This is a genomic window from Isoptericola dokdonensis DS-3 (genome assembly GCF_001636295.1).
Classification (GTDB): domain Bacteria; phylum Actinomycetota; class Actinomycetes; order Actinomycetales; family Cellulomonadaceae; genus Isoptericola; species Isoptericola dokdonensis.
This window is the reverse complement of sequence record NZ_CP014209.1, coordinates 3,257,602-3,278,828: the sequence shown is the minus strand read 5'-3', so window position 1 is coordinate 3,278,828 and position 21,227 is coordinate 3,257,602. Positions and strand designations below refer to the sequence as shown.

22 protein-coding genes are annotated in these 21,227 nt (G+C 75.1%); 1 reads left to right on the top strand and 21 read right to left on the bottom strand.

The features are described from left to right. Positions 1 to 111: 111 nt before the first annotated feature. The 6 genes from I598_RS15030 to lysS form a co-directional block, all read right to left on the bottom strand. Entirely contained in the window at positions 112 to 552 is a 441-nt protein-coding gene (locus tag I598_RS15030; RefSeq protein ID WP_068203813.1) for a nitroreductase family deazaflavin-dependent oxidoreductase, read from the bottom strand. 47 nt (positions 553 to 599) lie between these two features. Beyond that, entirely contained in the window at positions 600 to 1,904 is a 1,305-nt protein-coding gene (locus I598_RS15025; RefSeq protein ID WP_068205336.1) for a glycosyltransferase, read from the bottom strand. A gap of 26 nt (positions 1,905 to 1,930) precedes the next feature. Beyond that, on the bottom strand, positions 1,931 to 2,992 hold the full coding sequence (locus tag I598_RS15020) for a lactonase family protein (protein ID WP_068203812.1): 1,062 nt from the start codon (positions 2,990 to 2,992) through the stop codon (positions 1,931 to 1,933). Between the two features lie 99 nt (positions 2,993 to 3,091). Continuing rightward, positions 3,092 to 3,424, bottom strand: coding sequence for a histone-like nucleoid-structuring protein Lsr2 (locus I598_RS15015; protein WP_068203811.1), 333 nt, complete (start codon positions 3,422 to 3,424; stop codon positions 3,092 to 3,094). A 73-nt stretch (positions 3,425 to 3,497) separates the two neighbouring features. Beyond that, entirely contained in the window at positions 3,498 to 3,683 is a 186-nt protein-coding gene (locus I598_RS15010) for a hypothetical protein (RefSeq protein WP_068203810.1), read from the bottom strand. A gap of 11 nt (positions 3,684 to 3,694) precedes the next feature. Continuing rightward, on the bottom strand, positions 3,695 to 5,209 hold the full coding sequence (gene lysS / locus I598_RS15005) for a lysine--tRNA ligase (protein ID WP_068203809.1): 1,515 nt from the start codon (positions 5,207 to 5,209) through the stop codon (positions 3,695 to 3,697). A gap of 77 nt (positions 5,210 to 5,286) precedes the next feature. Between lysS and nadC the strand changes: the two genes are divergently transcribed. Further along, positions 5,287 to 6,240, top strand: a complete 954-nt coding sequence (gene nadC, locus I598_RS15000) for a carboxylating nicotinate-nucleotide diphosphorylase (RefSeq protein ID WP_068203808.1) — start codon at positions 5,287 to 5,289, stop codon at positions 6,238 to 6,240. 208 nt (positions 6,241 to 6,448) lie between these two features. Here nadC and I598_RS14995 read toward each other — a convergent pair whose 3' ends face one another. The 15 genes from I598_RS14995 to folE form a co-directional block, all read right to left on the bottom strand. Next, entirely contained in the window at positions 6,449 to 8,125 is a 1,677-nt protein-coding gene (locus I598_RS14995; protein WP_068203806.1) for an L-aspartate oxidase, read from the bottom strand. Continuing rightward, positions 8,122 to 8,631, bottom strand: coding sequence for an aspartate 1-decarboxylase (gene panD, locus I598_RS14990; protein WP_083973626.1), 510 nt, complete (start codon positions 8,629 to 8,631; stop codon positions 8,122 to 8,124). The genes I598_RS14995 and panD overlap by 4 nt, the downstream gene beginning before the upstream one ends. A gap of 85 nt (positions 8,632 to 8,716) precedes the next feature. Continuing rightward, positions 8,717 to 9,688 (bottom strand): pantoate--beta-alanine ligase, encoded by a 972-nt coding sequence (gene panC / locus I598_RS14985; protein WP_068203804.1) that lies wholly within the window; start codon positions 9,686 to 9,688, stop codon positions 8,717 to 8,719. Continuing rightward, positions 9,685 to 10,659: a Rossmann-like and DUF2520 domain-containing protein gene (locus I598_RS14980; protein WP_068203799.1), complete on the bottom strand. Its 975-nt coding sequence runs from the start codon at positions 10,657 to 10,659 to the stop codon at positions 9,685 to 9,687. The genes panC and I598_RS14980 overlap by 4 nt, the downstream gene beginning before the upstream one ends. Beyond that, on the bottom strand, positions 10,656 to 12,335 hold the full coding sequence (locus I598_RS14975) for a PH domain-containing protein (RefSeq protein WP_068203796.1): 1,680 nt from the start codon (positions 12,333 to 12,335) through the stop codon (positions 10,656 to 10,658). Before I598_RS14975 ends, I598_RS14980 begins: the two co-directional genes overlap by 4 nt. Continuing rightward, a complete protein-coding gene (locus I598_RS14970; RefSeq protein ID WP_068203794.1) occupies positions 12,332 to 12,856 on the bottom strand; it encodes a PH domain-containing protein in 525 nt (174 codons plus the stop codon). The genes I598_RS14975 and I598_RS14970 overlap by 4 nt, the downstream gene beginning before the upstream one ends. A gap of 58 nt (positions 12,857 to 12,914) precedes the next feature. Next, positions 12,915 to 13,943, bottom strand: a complete 1,029-nt coding sequence (locus I598_RS14965; RefSeq protein ID WP_157557265.1) for a hypothetical protein — start codon at positions 13,941 to 13,943, stop codon at positions 12,915 to 12,917. Positions 13,944 to 14,005: 62 nt separating this feature from the next. Continuing rightward, the gene (locus tag I598_RS14960; protein WP_232314181.1) at positions 14,006 to 14,632 is read right to left on the bottom strand and encodes an ABC transporter ATP-binding protein; all 627 of its coding nucleotides are present in this window, start codon (positions 14,630 to 14,632) and stop codon (positions 14,006 to 14,008) included. An 8-nt stretch (positions 14,633 to 14,640) separates the two neighbouring features. Next, positions 14,641 to 15,666 (bottom strand): peptidoglycan-binding domain-containing protein, encoded by a 1,026-nt coding sequence (locus I598_RS14955; protein WP_083973378.1) that lies wholly within the window; start codon positions 15,664 to 15,666, stop codon positions 14,641 to 14,643. Then, positions 15,663 to 16,265, bottom strand: a complete 603-nt coding sequence (locus tag I598_RS14950; protein WP_157557264.1) for a hypothetical protein — start codon at positions 16,263 to 16,265, stop codon at positions 15,663 to 15,665. The genes I598_RS14955 and I598_RS14950 overlap by 4 nt, the downstream gene beginning before the upstream one ends. A gap of 38 nt (positions 16,266 to 16,303) precedes the next feature. Continuing rightward, positions 16,304 to 16,606 carry a hypothetical protein gene (locus I598_RS14945; protein WP_157557263.1) on the bottom strand — a complete coding sequence of 101 codons (303 nt, stop codon included), beginning with the start codon at positions 16,604 to 16,606 and terminating at the stop codon, positions 16,304 to 16,306. Positions 16,607 to 16,833: 227 nt separating this feature from the next. Then, positions 16,834 to 17,307 (bottom strand): DUF3180 domain-containing protein, encoded by a 474-nt coding sequence (locus I598_RS14940; RefSeq protein WP_068203779.1) that lies wholly within the window; start codon positions 17,305 to 17,307, stop codon positions 16,834 to 16,836. Between the two features lies 1 nt (position 17,308). After that, a complete protein-coding gene (folK, locus tag I598_RS18190) occupies positions 17,309 to 19,645 on the bottom strand; it encodes a 2-amino-4-hydroxy-6-hydroxymethyldihydropteridine diphosphokinase (RefSeq protein ID WP_232314180.1) in 2,337 nt (778 codons plus the stop codon). 14 nt (positions 19,646 to 19,659) lie between these two features. Then, positions 19,660 to 20,598 (bottom strand): dihydropteroate synthase, encoded by a 939-nt coding sequence (gene folP / locus I598_RS14930; protein WP_068203777.1) that lies wholly within the window; start codon positions 20,596 to 20,598, stop codon positions 19,660 to 19,662. 3 nt (positions 20,599 to 20,601) lie between these two features. Continuing rightward, positions 20,602 to 21,210: a GTP cyclohydrolase I FolE gene (gene folE, locus I598_RS14925; protein ID WP_472382569.1), complete on the bottom strand. Its 609-nt coding sequence runs from the start codon at positions 21,208 to 21,210 to the stop codon at positions 20,602 to 20,604. Positions 21,211 to 21,227: the final 17 nt, after the last annotated feature.

Here is a 21,227-nt window from a genome sequence, read left to right as displayed (position 1 = left end):
CCTGCCCCGCGCGCACCGCGCACCCACGGTCGGATGACGGGACGGTGACGTCCGCGACGCCCTGTCGGGCCGACGGACGCCACCGTCCGGGACGTGCGGCGGTTCCCGAGGTCAGGCGCCGGTGCGCTCCAGCACGAACACCGGGATCTCCCGGTCGGTCTTCTTCTGGTACTCGGCGTAGTCCGGCCAGGCGGCGACGGACCGCTCCCACCACAGGGCCTTCTCGTCGCCGGTGACCTCACGGGCGGTGTACTCGTGCTTCTCGCCGCCGTCCTGCAGCTCGACCTGCGGGTGCGCGACGACGTTGTAGTACCAGACGGGGTGCTGCGGCGCACCACCGAGCGACGCGACGACGGCGTACACGCCGTCGTGCTCGACCCGCATGAGCGGCGTCTTGCGCACCTTGCCGCTCTTCGCGCCGAGCGTGGTGAGGATGACGACGGGCTTGCCGCGCATCGTGTTGTTCTCGGTGCCACCCGAGGCCTCGTACTCGGCGACCTGCGTGGCGGCGTGCGACGTGGGGCTGGGGACGTACTCTCCGGTGATCGGCATGCCCGGGCCAACGACGCCGGGTGGCCTGCGCATTCCCGGCGGTGCTCCTAGGAGCGGCGGGCGTCGGCGCGGCGGGTCTTGGCGGCCTGCGCGTAGACGTCGAGCATGGCGGCGGCGGCGCGGTCCCAGGAGAACCGCTCGCTCGCCCGGCGGGCGCCGGCCGCGAGGCGGGCGCGGCGCTCGTCGTCGGCGAGCAGGTCGCCGAGGACGCGAGCCCAGGTCCACGGGCTGTGGTCGGCCACGAGGACGCCGGAGACGTCGTCGACGACGACGGTGCGCAGGCCGCCGACGGCGGCGGCCACGACCGGCGTGCCGCAGGCCTGCGCCTCGGCGGCGACCAGCCCGAACGACTCGTTGTGGGAGGGGACGGCGACGACGTCGGCGGCTCGGTACCAGTCGGCGAGCTCGTGCCGCGGCACGGGCGGGCGCACCAGCAGGTGGTCGGTGACGCCGGTCTGGTGGGCGAGGGCCTCGAGCTCGCGGACGGCCGTCGGGCGCCCGCTGGCCCCGCCGAGCACGACGAGCGTCGGCACGGCCGCTCCCCCGCCGTCGCGCCACGCACCGACGTCGGTGCCGTCGGTGCCGTCGGTGGAGCGCTCGCCGGCGTGGTCGGCGAGCACGCCGAGCGCCCGGACGAGCACGTCGGGACCCTTGAGGGGCTGCACCCGGCCGGCGAACAGCACGATCGGGCCGGCGGGCAGGCCGAGCCGCTCACGGAGCTCCCGACGGCCCTGCGGCGAGGTGTCGCCCGGCGAGAAGACGTCGAGGTCGACGCCGGGCGCGACGACGTGCACCGTGTCGGGGTCGGCGCCGCAGTACCGGACCAGGTCGTCGGCCTCCTCCCGCGTGGAGGCGACCAGGGCGTCGGCCTCGGCGACGACCTGCTCCTCGCCGATGACGCGCCCGCGCGGCTCGGGCGTGTCCCCGGGCGCGAGGGCGGCGTTCTTCACCTGCGCGATCGTGTGCATGGTGTGGACGAGCGGGACGTCCCAGCGGTCGGCGGCGAGCCAGCCGACCTCGCCGGACAGCCAGTAGTGGGAGTGCACGACGTCGTACCAGCCGGCGGGCCGGTGCGCCTCCGCGCGCAGCACCCCGGCGGTGAACGCGCAGAGCTGGCCCGGCAGGTCGTGCTTGTCGAGGCCCTCGAACGGCCCGGCGGCCACGTGCACGACCCGCACGCCGGGCTCGGCGTCGACCACCTTCGGCTGCGCCGACGACGTCGCGCGCGTGTAGATCTCCACCTCGGCGCCGCGCCGGGCCAGCGCCCGGGACAGCTCGAGGACGTACACGTTCATGCCGCCGGCGTCCCCCGTGCCGGGCTGGTCCAGCGGCGACGTGTGCACGGACAGCATCGCGACCCGGGGGCCGCCGGCGGTCGTCACCGGGCCACCAGCACGCAGGCGGGTGGGGTCGGCCACGACGTGCGCGCCAGGACCTCGGACCCGCCGCCGGACCCGACCCGGACGGTGACGAGCTCCTGGCTGTTCTGCAGGGCCACCACGACGAGCTCGTCGTCACCCAGGCGGGCCACGACCTCGTGGTGCCGGGGCCACGACCCGGCACCGAGGTGGACGTCGGCCCGGTGCACGAGCCGGACGTCGGGGCCGCCGGTGACGTCGTGCACCGCCAGGACGTCCGGGCCGCGCAGGCCGACGTGCAGGCGGCCGCCGTCCTCGCTGAGGGTCACGTGACCGGGGAACGCCTCCCCCGGGACGCCGAGCGGGGAGACGGGCGTGCTGCCCGCGTGCTCCCACCCGTCGCCGGCGGGGCGCAGGAGGTGCAGGCGGGCGTCGAGCTCGCCCGCCACGACGAGCCAGCCGTCGGGCAGCACCACGAGGTGCCGGGGGCCGGTGCCCGCCGGCAGCCGCGCCGCGACCTCACCGGCGTCGTCCGGCGTCGGGTCCACCGGGTAGCGCCGCACGACGTCGGCGCCGAGGTCCGTCACCAGGACGTGGTCCCCGACGACCGTCGCCTGGTGCGCGTGCGGGCCTTCCTGGCGGTCGGCGACGGGGCCGGTGCCGTCGCCGGAGTGCAGGGAGTGGTGGGTCGCCAGCGGCAGGCCGTCGGGGCCGGTCGCCCAGGCCGCGGCCACGCCGTCGCCGTAGTTCGTGACCCACACGGACGTGCCGGACGCGGCGACGTGGCACGGGTGGTCGCCGCCCGAGCCGAACACCGCGACCTGCTCGAGGGCGGCGCCGGGGCCGACCCGCAGCGCCGTCAGGGAACCAGGAGCGGTCTCGGAGACCGCGAGCAGCACGGGCGCGACGGGGTGCAGCGCGAGGAACGAGGGGGCGGCGAGCGCCGCGGCGAGCACCGGGGCGTGCAGCTCGCCGGACGTGACGTCGACGTCGACGTGCCACAGCCCTTCGCCGCTGCCCGCGGCCTCCCCCGTGGCCGGGTAGGTGCCGATCCACAGGGCCATCGGGGTCGAGAGCGTCATGCGACCAGGGTAGGCGTCCGGCGCCGCCCGTGACGCCGCCGGGCAGCACCGCGCCCCGGCCGGGGATGGTCCGACCGGGGCGCAGGCTCGTTCAGGAGGTCAGTGCGCCGCCTCGTACGCGTCGAGGATCTTGCTGGGGATGCGACCACGCTCGTTGACCGTGTGCCCGTTCTCGCGGGCCCACTCGCGGATCTTCTGCAGCTGCTCCCGGTCGGTCCGGCCCCGACGGGCCGCCGACGGGCGTGCCGAGGCACGGGGACCCGCCTTGCGGGCGTGGCCGATCCACGTCGCGAACGACTCCCGGAGCTCGGCCGCGTGCTTCGAGGTGAGGTCGATCTCGTAGGTCACGCCGTCCAGCGCGAACGTGACCGTCTCGTCGCCCTCGGTGCCGTCGATGTCGTCGATCAGCACGACCTTCGTCTTCTGTACCACGCGCTTGCCGCCTCTCCGCCATTCAATCCATTGTCAGAAAGCAGCATGCACCCCGCGAGAAACGAAAGTCAACTCACCGTGCCGAAGAATTCGCGTCCGCATTTCCTTCGACAGCGACGGGTGCCGCGTGCATCTCGCGCTCCAGCGCCGCCCTCTCGTTCCGGTCGGCGCGAATGATCTTGCGCATCGCGAGCCAGAAGAGAAGTCCGACGCCGATCGAAGGGATGAGTCCGGCGATCACGGCCCAGAACGTGTCCACGACAATTCCCCTCAGTGGGTCGGCTTGACGAGCGGGAAGAGGATGGTCTCGCGGATGCCCGCGCCGGTGAGCGCCATGAGCAGCCGGTCGACGCCCATGCCCATGCCGCCGGCGGGCGGCATGGCGAACTCCATCGCGGTGAGGAAGTCCTCGTCGAGCGCCATCGCCTCGTCGTCGCCCGCGGCGGCGAGCCGCGCCTGCGCCTCGAAGCGCTGCCGCTGGATCACCGGGTCGACGAGCTCGGAGTAGGCCGTCGCGAGCTCGAAGCCGCGCACGTACAGGTCCCACTTCTCGACCTGCCCCGGCACCGACCGGTGGTCGCGCGTCAGCGGGGACGTCTCCACCGGGAAGTCGCGCACGAACGTCGGGGCGTGCAGGTGGTCGCCCACGTGGTGCTCCCACAGCTCTTCGACGAGCTTTCCGTGGCTGACCTTCTTCGGGTCGACGGAGATCTCCGCCTTCTCCGCGTGCCGGGAGAGCTCTTCGACGGAGGTGTCCGGCGTGATCTCCTCGCCGATCGCCTCGGACAACGAGTCGTACATCTTGAGATCGGCCCACTCGCCGCCGAGGTCGTACTCCTCGCCGTCGACGAGCGTGACCAGCGTCGAACCGAAGACGTCGGTCGCGGCCGTCTGCACGAGATCGCGCGTCAGCTCCGCCATCGTGTCGTAGTCCCCGTAGGACTCGTACGCCTCGACCATCGCGAACTCCGGCGAGTGCGAGGAGTCGGCACCCTCGTTGCGGAAGTTCCGGTTGATCTCGAACACCCTCTCCACTCCGCCCACGACGGCCTTCTTGAGGAAGATCTCCGGGGCGATGCGCAGGAAGAGGTCCATGTCGTAGGCGTTCATGTGCGTCGAGAACGGACGCGCCGACGCGCCCGACGCGACGGCCTGCAGCATCGGCGTCTCGACCTCGAGGAAGTCGCGCCGGTGGAAGTTGTCCCGCAGGGAGCGCACGACGCCGGCGCGCACACGCACCATGTCCCGCGCCGCCGGACGGGCGATGAGGTCGACGTACCGCTGGCGCACGCGCGCCTCCTCGGACAGCTCCTTGTGCAGCACCGGCAGCGGGCGCAGCGCCTTCGCCGCGAGCTGCCACGAGTCCGCGAAGATGCTCAGCTCGCCCCGGCGGGACGCACCCACGCGCCCGTGCACGAACAGGTGGTCGCCGAGGTCGACGTCGGCCTTGAACGCGGCGAGGGCCTCCTCGCCGACAGCGTTCAGCGACAGCATCGCCTGGAGGCGGTTGCCCTCGCCGTCCTGCAGCGTGACGAAGCAGAGCTTGCCCGTGTTGCGCTGGAAGACGACGCGGCCCGCGACGCCCGCGACGTCGTCCGTCTCGACACCGGCCTCCAGGTGCCCGTACGCGGCGCGGACCTGCGCGATCGTGTGCGTGACAGGCAGGCTCACCGGGTAGGCCTCGCCCCCCTCGGCGATGATGCGGTCACGCTTCTCGCGGCGGACGCGCAGCTGCTCGGGCAGGTCGTCGGACACGGCGGCATCAAGGTTCTCGGGGGTGGTCACCCGTCGATTCTACGGTCGTCGTGGCTCGCGCCGGTCCGGACGGCGGGCCGGTCCGGCGGCGCCGGTAGCGTTGTCGCGTGACCTCCTCCGCCGCACCCCAGCCCGTGCACGCCTCCCCCAGCGCCGTCGAGCCCGGCCTCGACGCCGGCTGGATCGCCCGGACCGTGGCCGTCGCGCTGGACGAGGACCTCGGGACCGCCCCCGGCCGCGACGTCACCACCCAGGCCACGATCCCGGCGTCGGCCACCGGCACCGCCGACCTCGTCGCCCGCGAGGCGGGCACGGTCGCCGGGCTCGTCGTCGTGGCGGAGACCCTGGCGCAGTCGGCAGCCCGGCTCGGCCTGCCCGTGCCCGACGTCACGTTCCACGCCCAGGACGGCGACGCCGTCGGACCGGGCACGCTGCTCGCCCGGCTGAGCGGACCCACCCAGGTGCTGCTCGTCGCCGAGCGCACGATGCTCAACCTCGCCTCCCGCGCGTCCGGGGTCGCCACCGCCACGGCCGCGTTCGCGCGCGAGCTCGCCGGGACCGGCGCGCAGGTCCTCGACACCCGCAAGACCACGCCGGGGCTGCGCGCCCTCGACAAGTACGCCGTGCGCGCCGGCGGCGGCACCAACAAGCGGATGGGCCTCTACGACGTCGCGATGGTCAAGGACAACCACGTCGTCGCCGCCGGGTCGTTGCGCGCCGCCGTCGAGGCCGTGCGCGCCACCTTCCCCGATGTCCTCGTGCAGGTCGAGGCCGACACCACCGCGCAGGCGATGGAGGCCCTCGACGCCGGGGCCGACTTCCTCCTGCTCGACAACATGCCGACGCCGGTGCTCGCCGCGACCGTCGCCGCGGTCCGGGAGCGGCAGGGTCGCGACGGCGTGCCGGAGCACGTCGAGCTCGAAGCCACCGGCAACCTCACGCTCGCCCGGGCCCGCGAGGTCGCCGGGACCGGCGTCGACCACCTGTCCGTCGGCGCGCTCACGCACTCCGCCCCGATCCTCGACCTCGCGCTCGACCTGCACCCCGCCGCCCTGCGCTGACTCGGCGGGATGTGCGCTGACTCGGCGGGATGTGCGCTGACTCGCGAGTCAGCGCACGCGGGCGCGAGTCAGCGCAGGATTCGGCGAGTCAGCGCAGACGGGCGCGAGTCAGCGCACGCGGGCGCGAGTCAGCGCACGCGGGCGCGAGTCAGCGCACGCGGGCGCGAGTCAGCGCAGGATTCGGCGAGTCAGCGCGAGTCAACGCAGGTCAGGCGGTGACCAGCGTGCCGTCGTCGTCGAGGCGCAGCGTGACGCGCCGCTCCCACGCGGGGTCCGACGCCGGGAAGTCGGTGCGGAAGTGCCCGCCGCGGCTCTCGGTGCGCACGGACGCGGCGCGCACGAGGGCGCGGGCGACCTGGTGGACGTTGGTGGTCTCCCACTCGGCGGTCTGCGGGGCGGCGACGACGCCCGCGGCCTCGTGGGCGGTGGTCGTCACCTGCGCGAGCCGCGCGTCCGCGGCGGCGAGGGAGTCCGCCGAGCGGATCGGCCCCGCGCCGTCGGACGTGATGCGCTGCACGCGGGAGCGGGCGGCCGCCGCGACCAGCGCGGACCCGCCGGGCCGCTCGACGGGCGCGGGCGCCGCGGCGAGGTCACCGGCGTCGAACCGGGCCGCGACGTCGTGCGCCGCCCGGTGGGCGAACACCAGGCCCTCCAGCAGCGAGTTGGAGGCGAGCCGGTTGGCGCCGTGCACGCCCGTGCAGGCGACCTCGCCGACGGCGTACAGGCCGGGCACGGAGGTACGCCCGCGCAGGTCGGTGACCACGCCGCCCGAGTGGTAGTGCTGGGCCGGCGCCACGGGAACGGGCTCCTCCGACCAGTCGATCCCGGCCTGCGCGAGGCGCGCGGTGATGCCGGGGAACCGACGGGCGAGGAAGTCCCGGCCGAGCCCACGGGCGTCGAGCAGCACGTGGTCGGCGGCCGTGGCGTCCATCTGCCGCACGATGGCGTGCGCGACGACGTCGCGCGGCGCCAGCTCGGCCAGCTCGTGCACGCCCGGCATGAACCGGTGCCCCTCGACGTCGAGCAGCAGCGCGCCCTCGCCGCGCACCGCCTCCGAGATGAGCGGGAGCTGGCCGCGCGCGCCCGCGCCCAGCCACAGCACGGTCGGGTGGAACTGCACGAACTCCAGGTCGCCGACGACGGCGCCCGCGCGCAGGGCGGCGGCGATGCCGTCGGCGGTCGCGCCCGGCGGGTTCGTCGACGAGCGGAACACCTGGCCGACGCCGCCCGTCGCCAGCACGACGACCGGCGCGAGCACCGCGCCCACCCCGTCGCGGGAGCCCTCGCCGCGCACGTGCAGGGTCACGCCCGCCACGGGCCGCTCCCCCGCCGCGTCCGGGGCACCCGTGAGGACGTCCAGCACGAGCGCGTTCTCGACGACCTCGATGCCGGGGTCGTCCTGCACCGCCTCGATCTGCGCGACGAGCGCACGGCTGATCTCCGCGCCCGTCGCGTCGCCGCCGGCGTGCGCGATGCGGTCCGCCCGGTGCCCGCCCTCGCGGGTGAGCGCGATCCCGCCGTCGGCGGCCCGGTCGAACGTCGCCCCGCGCGCCACGAGCTCGTGCACGCGCTCCGGCCCCTCGGTGACCAGCACCTCGACCGCCACGGGGTCGCTCAGCCCGACACCGGCGACGAGCGTGTCGTGCAGGTGCGCCGCCGGGGTGTCCTCGGGGTCGAGGACGGCCGCGATCCCGCCCTGCGCCCACACGGTCGACCCCGACCGCAGCTCGGCCTTGGTGACGAGCAGGACGCGCCGCACGCGGGTGCGGAGCTCGAGCGCGGCCGTGAGACCGGCGATGCCGGAGCCCACGACGACGGCGTCGGCGTGCGTCGTCCAGCCCGGTCCGGGGGCTGCGAGGGAGCGCGCGAGGCGGGCCGGCGTCACCGAGCCGTCGAACCGGCGTCGGCGAGCTCGGCGACCGCCGAGGCGTCGAGGCCGGCCGCGGCACGGCCGGCGGCGGTGCGCACCAGCCCGGCGGCCTGGTACGGCTCGGCGGGGACGCCGGACTCGAGCAGGCCGTAGCCGTCGGGGGCGTGACCCGGGTCGTCGTGCAGCTCGACGATGCGGTTGTCCCCGTCGACGAACACGACGTTCGGCAGGAAGGTGCGGGCGTCGCGGTCGGACAGCATGCCGTACGCGATGATGATGACGACGTCGCCCGGGCTCACCAGGTGGGCGGCCGCGCCGTTGATGCTGATCTGCCCGGAACCCGGCTCGCCGGGGATGACGTACGTCGTCAGGCGCGCGCCGTTCGTCACGTCCACGACGTCGACCTGCTGGCCGGGGACGAGGTCCGCGGCGTCCAGCAGGTCGGTGTCGACCGTGATGGATCCCACGTAGTGCAGGTCGGCCTGGGTCACCGTCGCACGGTGGATCTTGCCGATCATCATGGGTCGCTGGAGCGACGCCGGCCGGCGCACGGGCGCGCGGTGAGCACCGAGGTCGCCGTGCTCGGCGCCGGACGAAGCGTTCACGTCAGTCACGATGTGCCTCCTGGCCTGCGGCGTCGCCCTCCTGCGGGGGCGCGACGTCCACGGCCTGGTTGTCGATCAGTCGGGTGGAGCCCACGCGCGCCGCGACCAGCAGCAGCGCGTCGCCGGTGTGCTCGGCGGGCACCTCTTCCACGGTAGCCGGGTCGACGAGCGCCAGGTAGTCCACCACAACGTCCGGGGCGGCGTTGAGGATTCCCGAGGCCGTCGCCAGGACGGCCCCCACGCCGCGTCCGGCCGCCGCCTCCCGGGACCCGCCCGCGAGCGCCTGCGACAGCGCGAGCGCCGAGGTCCGCTCGGAGGCCGACAAGTACGCGTTCCGGGACGACATGGCCAGGCCGTCGTCCTCTCGGCGGGTCGGGACGCCCACGACCTCGACGGGCAGGTCGAGGTCGCGGGCCATGCGGCGCACCGCCAGCAGCTGCTGGGCGTCCTTCTGGCCGAACAGCGCCACGTCGGGACGGGTGAGCTGGAGCAGCTTGAGCACGACGGTGAGGACGCCGTCGAGGTGGCCGGGACGGAAGGCGCCCTCCAGCACCTCGCCGATGCGGCCGGCGCTGACGCGCACCACGGGGTCGCCGTCCGGGTAGACGACGTCCGGCGTCGGCGCGAACACCAGGTCCGCTCCCACCCCGGCGAGCAGGGCGACGTCGCCGTCCAGGTCGCGCGGGTACTTCTCGAGGTCCTCCCCGGCACCGAACTGCAGCGGGTTGACGAAGATCGTCACGACGACCTGACCGGTCGGCCCGGCCTCCTCGCGGGCGCGACGCACCAGCTCGAGGTGCCCGTCGTGCAGCGCCCCCATCGTCATCACGACGGCGCGGCGGTCCGTGGGCTCCGGGCCGCTGAGCGTCCACGCGGAGAGCGCGTCGCGCAGGTCCGCCCGCGTGCTCACCACGGCGGGGCCGGGAGTGGCGGCCCCGAGGGCCGGTTCGTGGGACGGGGTGTCGTCGGTCATGGCTGCTCCTGCGGCAGGTCGAGGACGTCGAGCAGACGTCGCGCGGCGTCGGCGTCGAGGCGATGGCTCGCGAGCGCGCGCCGGGTGGCGCCGCGGGCGAGCATGGCGTAGGTCTCGGGGACGTCGGTCGCCCCGGTGCGGGCGGCGAGGTCGCCGAGCACACCGAGGTGGGTCGTGACGGTCCCGGTGTCCCCGCGCGAGACGGGGCCGGTGAGGGCGGAGATCGCTCCCGGCCCGACGCCGTCGCGCAGGTCGGCGGCGCGGGTCGCACCGTCGAGCGCGGCGCCGAGCAGCGGTGCGAGGACCCGTCCGGGGTGCTCGACGCCCGCGGCCTCCAGGGCCTGGGCGGCCTGCGCGACGAGGACGACGAGGTGGTTCGCGCCGTGCGCGAGGGCGGCGTGGTAGAGCCCGCGCGCCTCCTCGGCGACGACGACGGGCTCCCCGCCGAGCTCGACCACGAGCGCCTGCGCGATGGGCAGCACGGCGGCGGGCGCGGTGACGGCGAACGTGCAGCCCTCCAGGCGGGCGAGGTCGAGGGACATCCCGGAGAACGTCATGGCGGGGTGCACGGCGAGCGGGATGGCCCCCGCGCGCCGGGCGGGCTCCAGGACGTCGACGCCGTACCGGCCGGAGGTGTGGACGACCAGCTGGCCGCCCTGCCAGGCACCCACCTCCGCCAGGCCCGCCACGAGGTCGCCGAGGGCGTCGTCGGGCACGGCGAGCAGCACGAGCTCGGCCCGCTCCACGACCTCGGTGACCTCCAGGTGCGGGACGCCGGGCAGCAGGGTCGCGATGCGCTCGCGGGACTCCGCGGAGACCCCGGAGGCGCCGACGACGACGTGCCCGGCGGAGCGCAGCGCGCTGCCCAGCACGGCGCCGACCCGGCCCGCACCGATGATCCCGACGCCGAGGCGGCCGGGCCGGGCCGCCGGGTCCCCCGCGGGGGTCGCCGACGGCGGCACCCCGGTCACGGTGCCGCCGTCCCGGCAGGTGCGAGCTCCGCGACCGCCTCCATCCAGCGCTCGGGGGCCTGGTGGGCGCGGGCGGTGCGGGCCCGCACCGACTGCGCGGCGATGAGCGCGGCGGCGTCGGCGTCGTCGAGGTGCGGCACGCGGGGCGCGACCGGGCCGGGCGTGGAGTGCACGGCGAACGTCGCGACGCCGCGCCGGCGCTGCCACGGACCCTGCTCCAGGCCGAGGGACTGGGTGCGCTCGTGCGGCACGACGACGAGGCTGCGGCTGAGGCGTCCGGTGCGCAGCAGCAGCACCCGGTCCGTGACGGCGTACCCGTTGCGCCGCCAGCTCAGCGGGTCGAACAGGCGGGCGCGACGGGGGCTCGTGGTGAACGTCCGGTCGGAGCGGGCGTCACCGGTCAGTCCCTCGTCGAGCAGGGGTGCGACCTCGTCCGTGCGCAGGTCGGGCAGCACGAGCCACAGCGCGGTGAGCGCCTCGTCGCGCGGGCCCACGGGCAGCAGCACGTGCTGGGTGTCGGTGCCCTCGACGCCGTACCCGGCGACGTTCACCTTGACGCGCCACCAGCCCTTGCCGCGCCACCAGAAGCCCTGCGTGAGGGACAGCGCCTGCACGCGACCCGGCGGGATCGTCTGGGCACGCGTCTCCAGCAGCCCGTGGCGCAGCCGGATGCCGTCCGGCGAGATCGCCGCCCGGAACCCGAACTCCCCCGCGAACCGGCTGAACAGGTAGGCGCCACCACCGAGCAGACCGGGCAGCACCGAGCCGAGCAGCCCGAAGTTGCGGGTCACGCCCACCGCGACGCCCAGACCGACGAACGCCAGCAGGATGAGCCACACCACCGGCAGCCGCAGCAGCGAGACGACGAGCCGGCCGGGGGGCACCTCGTAGACCTGGTTCTCCGGCGCCTCCACGGCGGGCAGGTCGAGGTCCGCGGGCCCGGCGCCGTCCGGACCGGGGACGTGCCCGACGGCGGCGTCCACCGTGACGGGGGACGCGTCGTCGGTGTGCGCCGCGGCGACCGTCGCGCCGGTCCGGTCGTCGCCGGTCGTGCCGACGGGGGCGTCCGCGCTCTCCTCGGAGCCCGCGGCCGGCACGGCGGTGCCCGCGGCCTCCGGGTCCGGCGCGACGTCGGTCCGTCCCCGGGCCCGGCGCGCCTTGACGCCCGCCGCACGGGCCAGGATCTCGGCGCGCAGCTGGTTCGCGTCGTCCAGGCGCAGGAACCCGATCCTCACGGCCGAGTCGGAGCCGCCCGCCACCTCCAGGGACAGCTCCGCCAGGCCGAACAGCCGGGCCACGAGCGGCTGGCGGACGTCGACCGCCTGGAGCCGGTCGAGCCGGGCGTGCCGCTGCTGACGGAAGAGGATGCCCTGACGCAGGTGCGCGGCGTCGTCGTCCACCGCGTACGTGGTCATGCGCCAGGCGAGCACCGTGAACCCGACCACGACCCCGAGGAACAGCACGAACGCGAGCAGCCCCACCCACCAGTAGCGGGCGACCTGCCCGGCGACCTCCCCCGCGACCCCGATGCTGTCGATCGCCTGGTTCCCGAGGATGAAGAGCAGGGCCACCACGGCCGCCCACGCCCGCACCAGCGGGGTGACGGGGTGCACCCGCCGCCACCGGCGGTCGTCGACGGGAGGCTCCGGCGTCGTGCCGGTGGTCTCGCCGCTCACAGGCCCGCCAGCTTCGCCTCGCCCCGCGCCGTGAGACGGTCGCGCAGCCGCTCCGCCTCCTGCGGCGCGAGTCCGGGGATCTCGGCGTCGGAGCTCGCGGCCGCGGTGTGGAGCTGGACGGTCGCGATGCCGAACCGGCGCGCCAGCGGGCCCGCGTTGACGTCGACGAACTGCATCCGGCCGTACGGCACCACGACGAGCTGACGGAACAGGATGCCCTTGACGATGAGCAGGTCGTCGTCGCGCTCGGCGTACCCGAGGGCGCGCACCTGGCGCGGGATCACCAGCAGCGCCCACACCAGCGGCACCACGAGCACCGCCACGGGGATCCACAGCCACGGCGTCAGGAGCACCGCCAGCACCGCGCACACCAGTGCGGGCAGGCCCAGCCACAGCGCGGTGAGGAGGAGGCGGACCGGCACCAGCCGGTCCGAGACGCGCGTCCACTCCACCCCGGCGGGCTCGAAGGGCCCTCGGGGTGTGACGTCGGTGTCGTCGGCCACGGGATCGGTGCTGCTCATGGGCCCATCTTGTCATTCCTGGCTCTGGCCGAGACCTGCAGGGCGCACGACGACACAGTCAGCGGTCCTTGAAATACCGGAAGAGGTGCACCTCCTTGACCGCCAGCGCCCCGACCGCCGTGCCGAGGAGCACGGCCGCCGCGCCGACGACGACCGTCGAGACCGCGGCCAGCCACGTCCCGACGAAGGGCTCAGGGTTGCCCATCAGCGACGCCACCCCCGTCGCGGCCGCCCCGACGAGCACCGCAGCCAGCAGCCACGCACCCGTCTCCAGCACGATCTGCCAGGCCAGGAACGGCTTCGCCACCCCGGCGTGCAGCGCCGAGGCGAGCTCCAGCCGACGCGTACGCACCAGCAGGAACCCCAGGACCAGCCCGACCGCCACCGCCACGAGCGGCGCCGGCGCCGTCGGCCGCGTGGCGATCTCGGCCGCCACGTCGAGCTCCGACCCGAGCGTCGCGTTGAGCCGGCCCACCTGGACGTCCTCGGCTCCCGGCGCGGCGACGGAGTACAACAGGCCTGCGGCCTCGGAGTCGGCCGGCCAGGCTTCTGCCCAGCAGCGTTCGAAGGATCCGGCGGCAGCCACCGGGACGACGACGGCGTAGGACAGCACGCGGTCCCGCCCGTCGTCTGGCCAGGAATAGACGCCGGCGACCTGCATCGTCCGGCCGTCGGCGAGGAGGATCCCGTCGCCCGCTCGGGCTCCGAGCGTCGCGGCGAGATCGTCGGCGACCCAGACACCGGACTCGTCGTCCGACGACAGCCTGCTGACGGGATGCGCCACCCGGGCGAGGACGGCCACGAGGCCTGGGGTCGCCTCCCAGACCGTCAGGTCGGAGTCCGGCAGGTTCGCCGCACGCACCGGTTCCCCCGGACGTAGTGCAGCCGATCCGGTGAGGCCTCCGGCGCCGACCAGCGCGGCGCAGCGGGACCCGTCGACGACCGGGCCGGACTCCGAGACGAGCGTCGTGACGGCGGCACCCGCCGACCGAAAGGCGTCGGCCTTCTGCCACACCGCGACGAGCACACGGGCGTCGGCGACGGCCAGGCCGCCCACCAGGACGACGAAGACCAGCGCTGCGCTCAAGGCCCGCGTGGTCCCGCCGGTCACGTTGCGGACGGCCTCACCGATGACAGAACGGCCGCGCATCACGCCTCCGGTCCCGTCACGCCCATGGCGGGCATGTGGTCCGCGAGGTCGATCACGCGGGTGCACGCCTCCCGGGTGGCGGGGTCGTGCGTCGCCACGACGACCGCGGTCGCGTTGCGACCCACCTGCGCCAGGACCCGGTTCACCGTGGCCGACGTCGCGAGGTCGAGCTGCGCCGTCGGCTCGTCGACCAGCAGCAGGTCCGGGGCGGTGGCCACGGCGCGAGCCAGCATCAGGCGTTGCGCCTCGCCACCGGACAGCGCCCGGAACGGTCGGTCGGCGACACCCTCGACGTCGAACCGCGCCATGATCTCGTGGGCCTCCGGCTCCGCGGCGCGGCGCGTCCGTCCGTGCGCCAGCAGCGGCAGCACGACGTGGTCCAACGCGCTGCGGCGCGGGGAGCCGTGGGGGTTCTGGAACACCCATCCTGTCCGCGCGATGCCGTGGTGGACCACCTGCCCGCGGGTCGGCGTGACCCAGCCGGCCAGGATCGACAACAGCGTCGACTTGCCCGAACCGGACGGCCCGACCAGGGCCACGACCTCCCCCGCCCGCACCTCCAGGTCGAGACCGTCGAAAAGGTACGCCGACGAGCCGAACCGGTGGGCGAGTCCGGTGGCACTCACCGAGACCATCAGCAGGTCGTGCGGTCGTCAGGCCGCACGAGGACCGACGGCGGAGGCGGCCCCCCGACGAAGGTCACCATCGTCTGCCCCAGCGACGACGCGACCACCTCGACCGTGCGGGAATCCCCGTCGGCGGAGCGGACGCACCCCCTCCCGTCGCCGGTCGCGACGACCGCCGACGGTGGCAGCACCGCGACGTCGACCTCCTGGGCGAGGGCGAGCTCGACCGTGAACCGGTTCGTGCCGTCCTCCTGGCTCAGGAGGTACGGCTCGCTCTGGGCTGCGACGGCGAGCAGCTCCGCGTCGCGCACGATGCCGTCGGCGTCGACCGCACCCGTCGTCCCGTCGAGCCGGACGACCCAGCCCTCCCCTGGTGGCTCGACGACGGTCAGGGCGGTCAAGCCACCGGCGACCGTCGCGACCTGCCCGTCACCGGTGGGATCACCCACGCCGAGCAGACACTCCGAGACCGTGACGGCGGGATGAGGCAGCCACACCACAGCGGCGGCAGCGAGGTAGCCGTCCGGCCGCACGACGCCCACGGCCTCCTGGATCTCGCGGACGACGGCGCGCGTCGCCGGCCCGTAGTCGCCGTCCGGCACGAGGTCGTGGCCCAGTCGCACGAGCTCGGTCTGCACCGCCCGGACGTCCTCACCCTGCGCGCCGGATCCGAGGTCTCGCCAGAGCGGGACGTCCGTGGCGAGAGCAAGCAGAGGGCGGTCGTCGACGGTGAGGAGCACGTCCCCGGACCGAACTTCTCGTCCTGCCGAACAGGCCGACGCCGTCACCCGGCCGGTCTCGGTGGTCGTCAGGGTCTTGGACGGCACCACCGTGGCCGTGACCGACACCTGTCGTGCGCCGTCGAACGGCTCCGTCGTCACGCGGACGGCGCTACCGCCGACCTGCACCTCCGGCGTGCCCGCGGCCGGGCCGGGCAGCAGCAGGAGTGCGGCCACGGCGCCGGCGGCGACGAGCGCCACGGCGGCGAGCAGCGCCGCCGCGACGCTCACCCGAACCCGGGATCTCTTCGTCACTCGTCGACGACCTCGCGCTGCTCCTGGTCCAGGACCTGACGCGCGACGTCGAGCGAGACTCCTTGCGAGCCGAACGGGTCCATGGTGCAGAGCTGGGCCTCCGCCGTCGTCGGCTTCAGCTCCGCCGTCGTGATCAACCGCTCCAGCTCGTCCTCCGAGACACCCGCGTACTCCGTGGCGTCCGCGTCGTCCAGGCAGCGTCGCAGGGCCTCACCCTGGCCGAGCCCTTCGGGGTTCTCCCGCATACCGAGGTAGATCGACTCCACCGGGCCTGTCGTGCCGTCCATGCAGGCGGTCGACAGCTCCATCGTCTGGGACCCCTCGGCGTCACCGGGGAGGTCTGCGGTCTCCAGGCCCCCGCCGGCCGGGTCCATGGTGTGCTCGATCCCGTGATCCGTGAGGCAGTCGGAGAGCTCCTGGCGAAGTCCTTGGTACTCGGCATCGCTGACCGCGTAGTCCTCGAGGATCGCGCGGTGCTCGACGGTCACGTCAGGGTCGTCCGTGGCCAGCACCTGGTCGATCTGAGCGCGCCACAGCTCCGGCACCTCGGCGCCTGCCCGCTCGGTCTGTGCCGTGCAGCCGGATGGCAGAACCACCATCGCCAGGACCGCCACGGCTGCGGCCGACCGCCGACCCATCAGTACGTCTTCCAGGCGGACCAGCTGCCGCCGAGCTTGGCGCGCACCGCGCGGGACACGATCGTCGACGTCCCCGCCTTCGCGTACGAGTACGTATCTTGTTCGCCGTAGTTGGTGTAGTTCGTCCCGAGTCGGTTGTACCGGATGTTGACCTGGACCAGCGGGCACGCATACGCCGAGGCCGAAGCGGCAAGCGACGGCTTCGTGGCGTTGGCCGTGCACACGGCGGTCCCGCTCTGAAGAGTGACCTCGACCGCCTGCGACGATGTCGCGCCGGCGGTGATCACGAGTCCGGCGGCCATCAGGGTCGCCAGCGTCAGGCGAGAGGAATTGCGCATCATTGCACCTTCTGTTGCGGAGCGCCCCTGGTCTTGCGGAGCGCCCCTGGTCTTGCGGAGCGCCCCGTCGTTGCGGCCACAAACTAGCGACACATGTGGGACCGGGTCAACCATCGATGCTGGTCAGGGCGTCAGATACCCCTGATGCCACTGGTTCGAGGTCGCGACAGCCACCCAAGGCTCCGCCGTCCTCAGGAGGCCAGCGGCTCGGCGTCCTCGGCGCCGTCCTCGGGCGGCGGCAGCTGGCAGAACTTCTCCACGACGAGCCCGACGACGGCGAGGCCGACCGCGGCGACCACGGCGACGCCGGACACGACCGCCTGGGCGCGGCGCGCCTCGACCTCGAGCTGGGGCAGGACGACGATCACCGCGGCGGCGTACCGGCCGGCGAGGAGCGCGCCCGTGTACGCGGCGGCCTTGGCCATCGCGAAGGTCCGTGCGGCGCGCAGGCCGTCGAGCTCGGGCCGGTCGCCCTTGAGGTAGGCCCGCACGCCCCACCCGGCCCACAGGACCAGGCCTGCCAGCAGGACGAGCGCGACGACCTCGACCCAGGCGGCACCGGGCAGGTAGGTGCCACGACCCTCCAGCAGGCGCAGGATCGCCGCGCCGCCGACGGCGACGAGGATCGTCAGCCCGGCGAGCGTGCGGACCCGGGTGCGGCGCACGTCAGGCGCGCCCCGCGGGGTCGGCGCCCCCGACGCCCCCGAAGCCCTGCGGCGGCACCGACGGCGGCGCCTGGACGGTCGAGACCGGGACGACGTGCTGCGGGCCGCTGAAGGCCTCCGGCACGTAGGCCGGCGGCTCCTGACGTTCGGGGAAGGCCGGAGCGGCCTGCGGCGCGTACGCCTCGGGGCGGTACGGCGCGGCCGGCTGCTCCTGCTGGTACTGCTGGTACTGCTGCGGCTGGTACGGCTCTGGCTGGTACTGCTCCGGCGGGAACGCCGGGGCGGTCGGCTCGGGACGGTACGGCTCGGCGGCGCGCGGTTCCTGCGTGCGGGCCTGCTCGGGCTGCCGGACGGAGGCCGGGAACACGTCCGCGGCCGTCGGGGCGTCGGCCCGTCCGGGCTCGGCGGGCCGCTCGACCGCCTGGGGGCCCGGGGGCGACGGCACGACGAGGGCCGGCGGGGCCGGCACCGCCGCCGGGGCGGGAGCGTGGTTCGACGGCGGGTCGGCCGGTGCCGGCGCTGCGGGTGCCCACGGCGTCGCCTCGACGACGGCCGCGGCCGCCGTCGGCTGCCACGCCTGCGGCTGCTCCGGCTCCCAGGCCTGCGGCTGCTCGGGATGCCAGGCCTGCGGCTGCTCGGGCTGCCAGGTCTGCGGCGTCTCCGGCGCGGGCGCGGCGGCGGGGGCAGGCTCCCAGACGGGCTGCGCGACGGGCTGCGGCGCCCACGCGGCGGGCTCCTCCACGGGCTCGGGCGTCCACCCGGTGGCGGCGGCCTGCGGTGCCGACGGCTGCTGCGGCTCGGCGAACCCCTGCTGGGGCGTCCACGGCGGCGTCGCACCGTGCACGGGCTCTGCCGGGGCGGCCGGGGGCTCCGGCACCCACGCCGGAGGCTGCTCCGGCTCCTGACCGGAGGACCACCCCTGCGGCGCCTGCGGCTGCTCGGGCGCCCAGGCCTGCGGCTGCTGCGGCTCGGCCGGGCCCTGCTCGGGCTGCCACGCCGGGGGCTGCTCCGGCTCCCAGGCCGCGGGCTGCGGGGCACCCCACGCGGGGGTGGGCTCGCCGTGCGGCTGACCGGCTGCGTCGTGGGGTGCCGGCGCCGGGGGCTCCTCCCCCGCGTCGGGCAGGCCGGGCTGCGGCTCGTCCTGGGCCGGAGCCTGATCCTCGACGGCAAGCTCCTCGGCCACCGGCTCGGGCTGCACCGGGACGGGGCCGGTGAGAGCGGGCTCGGTCAGCCAGTCGAGGGCGAGCCAGCGGATGCCCCCGCGGTCGGGTGCGGTCGCGGCGAGCTGCGCCACGGGGCCGCCGCCGAGGCCGCCCAGCACGGCCTCCGGATCGAGCTCGGCCCACGGCACCAGCACGAACGCGCGCTCGTGGGCGCGCGGGTGCGGCAGCTCGAGGTCGTCGGACGACACCGTGAGGGTGTCGTACTGCACGACGTCGACGTCGAGGGTGCGCGGTCCCCAGCGCTCCTCGCGGACTCGGCCGTGCAGCAGCTCGACCTCCTGGCACACGCTCAGCAGGTCGCGCGGCGACAGCGTGGTCCGCACGAGCAGCACGGCGTTGAGGTAGTCGGGCTGCTCCGGCCCGACGGCGGCGGTGCGGGCCAGCGGCGAGACCTCCATGACCTGCACGCCGGGCACGCGGTCGACGTCGGTGACGGCGGCACGGAGCGTGGCCTGCGGGTCGCCCAGGTTCGCGCCGAGCGCGATGACGGCGTCGACGGGGTGCTCCGGCGAGCGGTCCAGCGGGTGGACCTCCGGCTCCGGCTCCACGGCGGTCTCGGGCTCCGGCGCGGGCGGCGGGGGGACGGCGACGGCCGCGGCCACGTCCGGCGCGGCGGGCACCTCGTCCTCGACGACGTCGGGCACGAGCGTCAGGGCGGGCGCGACGGCGGCCGGTTCCGCGGCAGACCCCGCGGGCTCGGCATCGAGCACCGGGAGGGGCACCGACGGCAGCCGCACGCGGTCCCGGCGCACCACGATCTCGACGTCCTCGAACGGGACGGCGATCGGGGCCTCCGGCTTGTGGACGCGCACGTCGACGGCGTGCACCGCCGGGCGGGCGAGCACCACCGCCGCGACGCGCTCGGCGACCGTCTCCACGAGGTCCACGGGGTCGCCCGCGAGGATCGCGTGCACGTCCTCGGCGACCTCCGCATAGCTCACGGTGGCGTCCAGGTCGTCGGACACGGCCGCCGCGGAGGTGTCGAGGTGCAGCACCACGTCCGCGCGGAACGTCTGCCCCTCCACCCGCTCCGCGGGCAGCACGCCGTGGTACCCGACCGCGGTCACACCCGTCAACCGGATCTGGTCGAGCGGATGGCCGTCAGGGCCCGTCACGGTGTCGCCGTACGTCACTCGGGTGCCTCCGTCTGCTGCGGGTGCGCCGGACGGCGCACCGGGTCGTCGTCGATGGTGCGGGCGGCATCCTCCCACGCCGCGGCCACGTGCACCGCGTCCACGCTCGCACGCGCGGCGTGCACGCGCACGCACCAGGCGCCCGCCCGGGCGGCCAGCGCGGAGACCGCGGCGGTCGCGTGGTCGCGTGCGGCGGGCGGGACGGGGTCGGCCCGGCCGTCGGCCGCGGGGCGGGCGAGGAGGTGCCCGAGGAACCGCTTGCGGGACGCCCCCACCAGGACCGGGCGGCCCAGCGCGTGCAGGGCGTCGAGGTGCGCCAGGAGCGGCCAGTTCAGGGCGCCCGCCTTGGAGAAGCCGAGGCCCGGGTCGAGGATCACCTGCTCGGGCGCCACACCCGCCGCGTGCAGCGCGTCCAGCCGCTGCGCGAGCTCGGCGCGCACGTCCGCCACGACGTCGTCGTACACCTCGAGGTCGTCCATGACGTCGCTGTGCCCGCGCCAGTGCATCGCCACGTAGGCGACACCGGTGCGTGCCACGACGTCCGCCATCGCCGGGTCGGCGAGCCCGCCGGACACGTCGTTGACGATGCGGGCGCCCGCCGCGACGGACTCGGCGGCCACGCGGGCGCGGGTCGTGTCGACCGACACCACCGCGCCGGCCGCCGCGAGACGCCCGATGACCGGGATGACGCGCGCCAGCTCCTCGTCCTCCGAGACCCGCTCCGCACCCGGGCGGGTCGACTCGCCGCCGACGTCGAGCACGTCCGCGCCCTCGGCCAGCAGGTCCAGCCCGTGCCGGACGCCCGCCTCGGGCTCGAACCACTCCCCGCCGTCGGAGAACGAGTCCGGGGTGATGTTGACCACGCCCATGACCAGGCAGCGGCCGGTGCCCGAGAGCTCCGGCAGCCCGGCGACCGCGACGTCGCGAGAGGACATCGGCTACCGCCCGAGGATCAGGCTCATCGCCTCGGCCCGGGTGGCGGCGTTCTGCATGCCGCCGCGGACGGCGGACGTGACCGTCCGCGCCCCCGGCTTGCGGACCCCGCGCATCGACATGCACAGGTGCTCGCACTCCACCACGACGATGACGCCGCGCGGGTCGAGGATGCGCACGAGCGAGTCAGCGATCTGGGTCGTCAGGCGCTCCTGGACCTGCGGGCGGCGGGCGAAGACCTCGACCAGCCGCGCCAGCTTCGACAGGCCGGTGATGCGCCCGTCGGTGTTGGGGATGTAGCCGATGTGCGCCACCCCGTGGAAGGGCACCAGGTGGTGCTCGCACGTGGAGTACACCTCGATGTCCTTGACCAGCACCATCTCCTCGTGGCCGAGGTCGAACGTGGTGGTCAGCACCTCTTCCGGCTCCTGGCGGAGCCCGGCGAAGATCTCCCGGTAGGCGCGCGCCACGCGGGCGGGCGTGTCCTTGAGGCCCTCCCGCTCCGGGTCCTCGCCGACGGCGAGCAGCAGCTCACGCACCGCGGCCTCGGCGCGGGGCTCGTCGTAGGCGGGTACGTCGGCGGCCGCGCGCACGCCCAGGGAGACCGGGCTCAGCGGCAGGTCGGACCCGC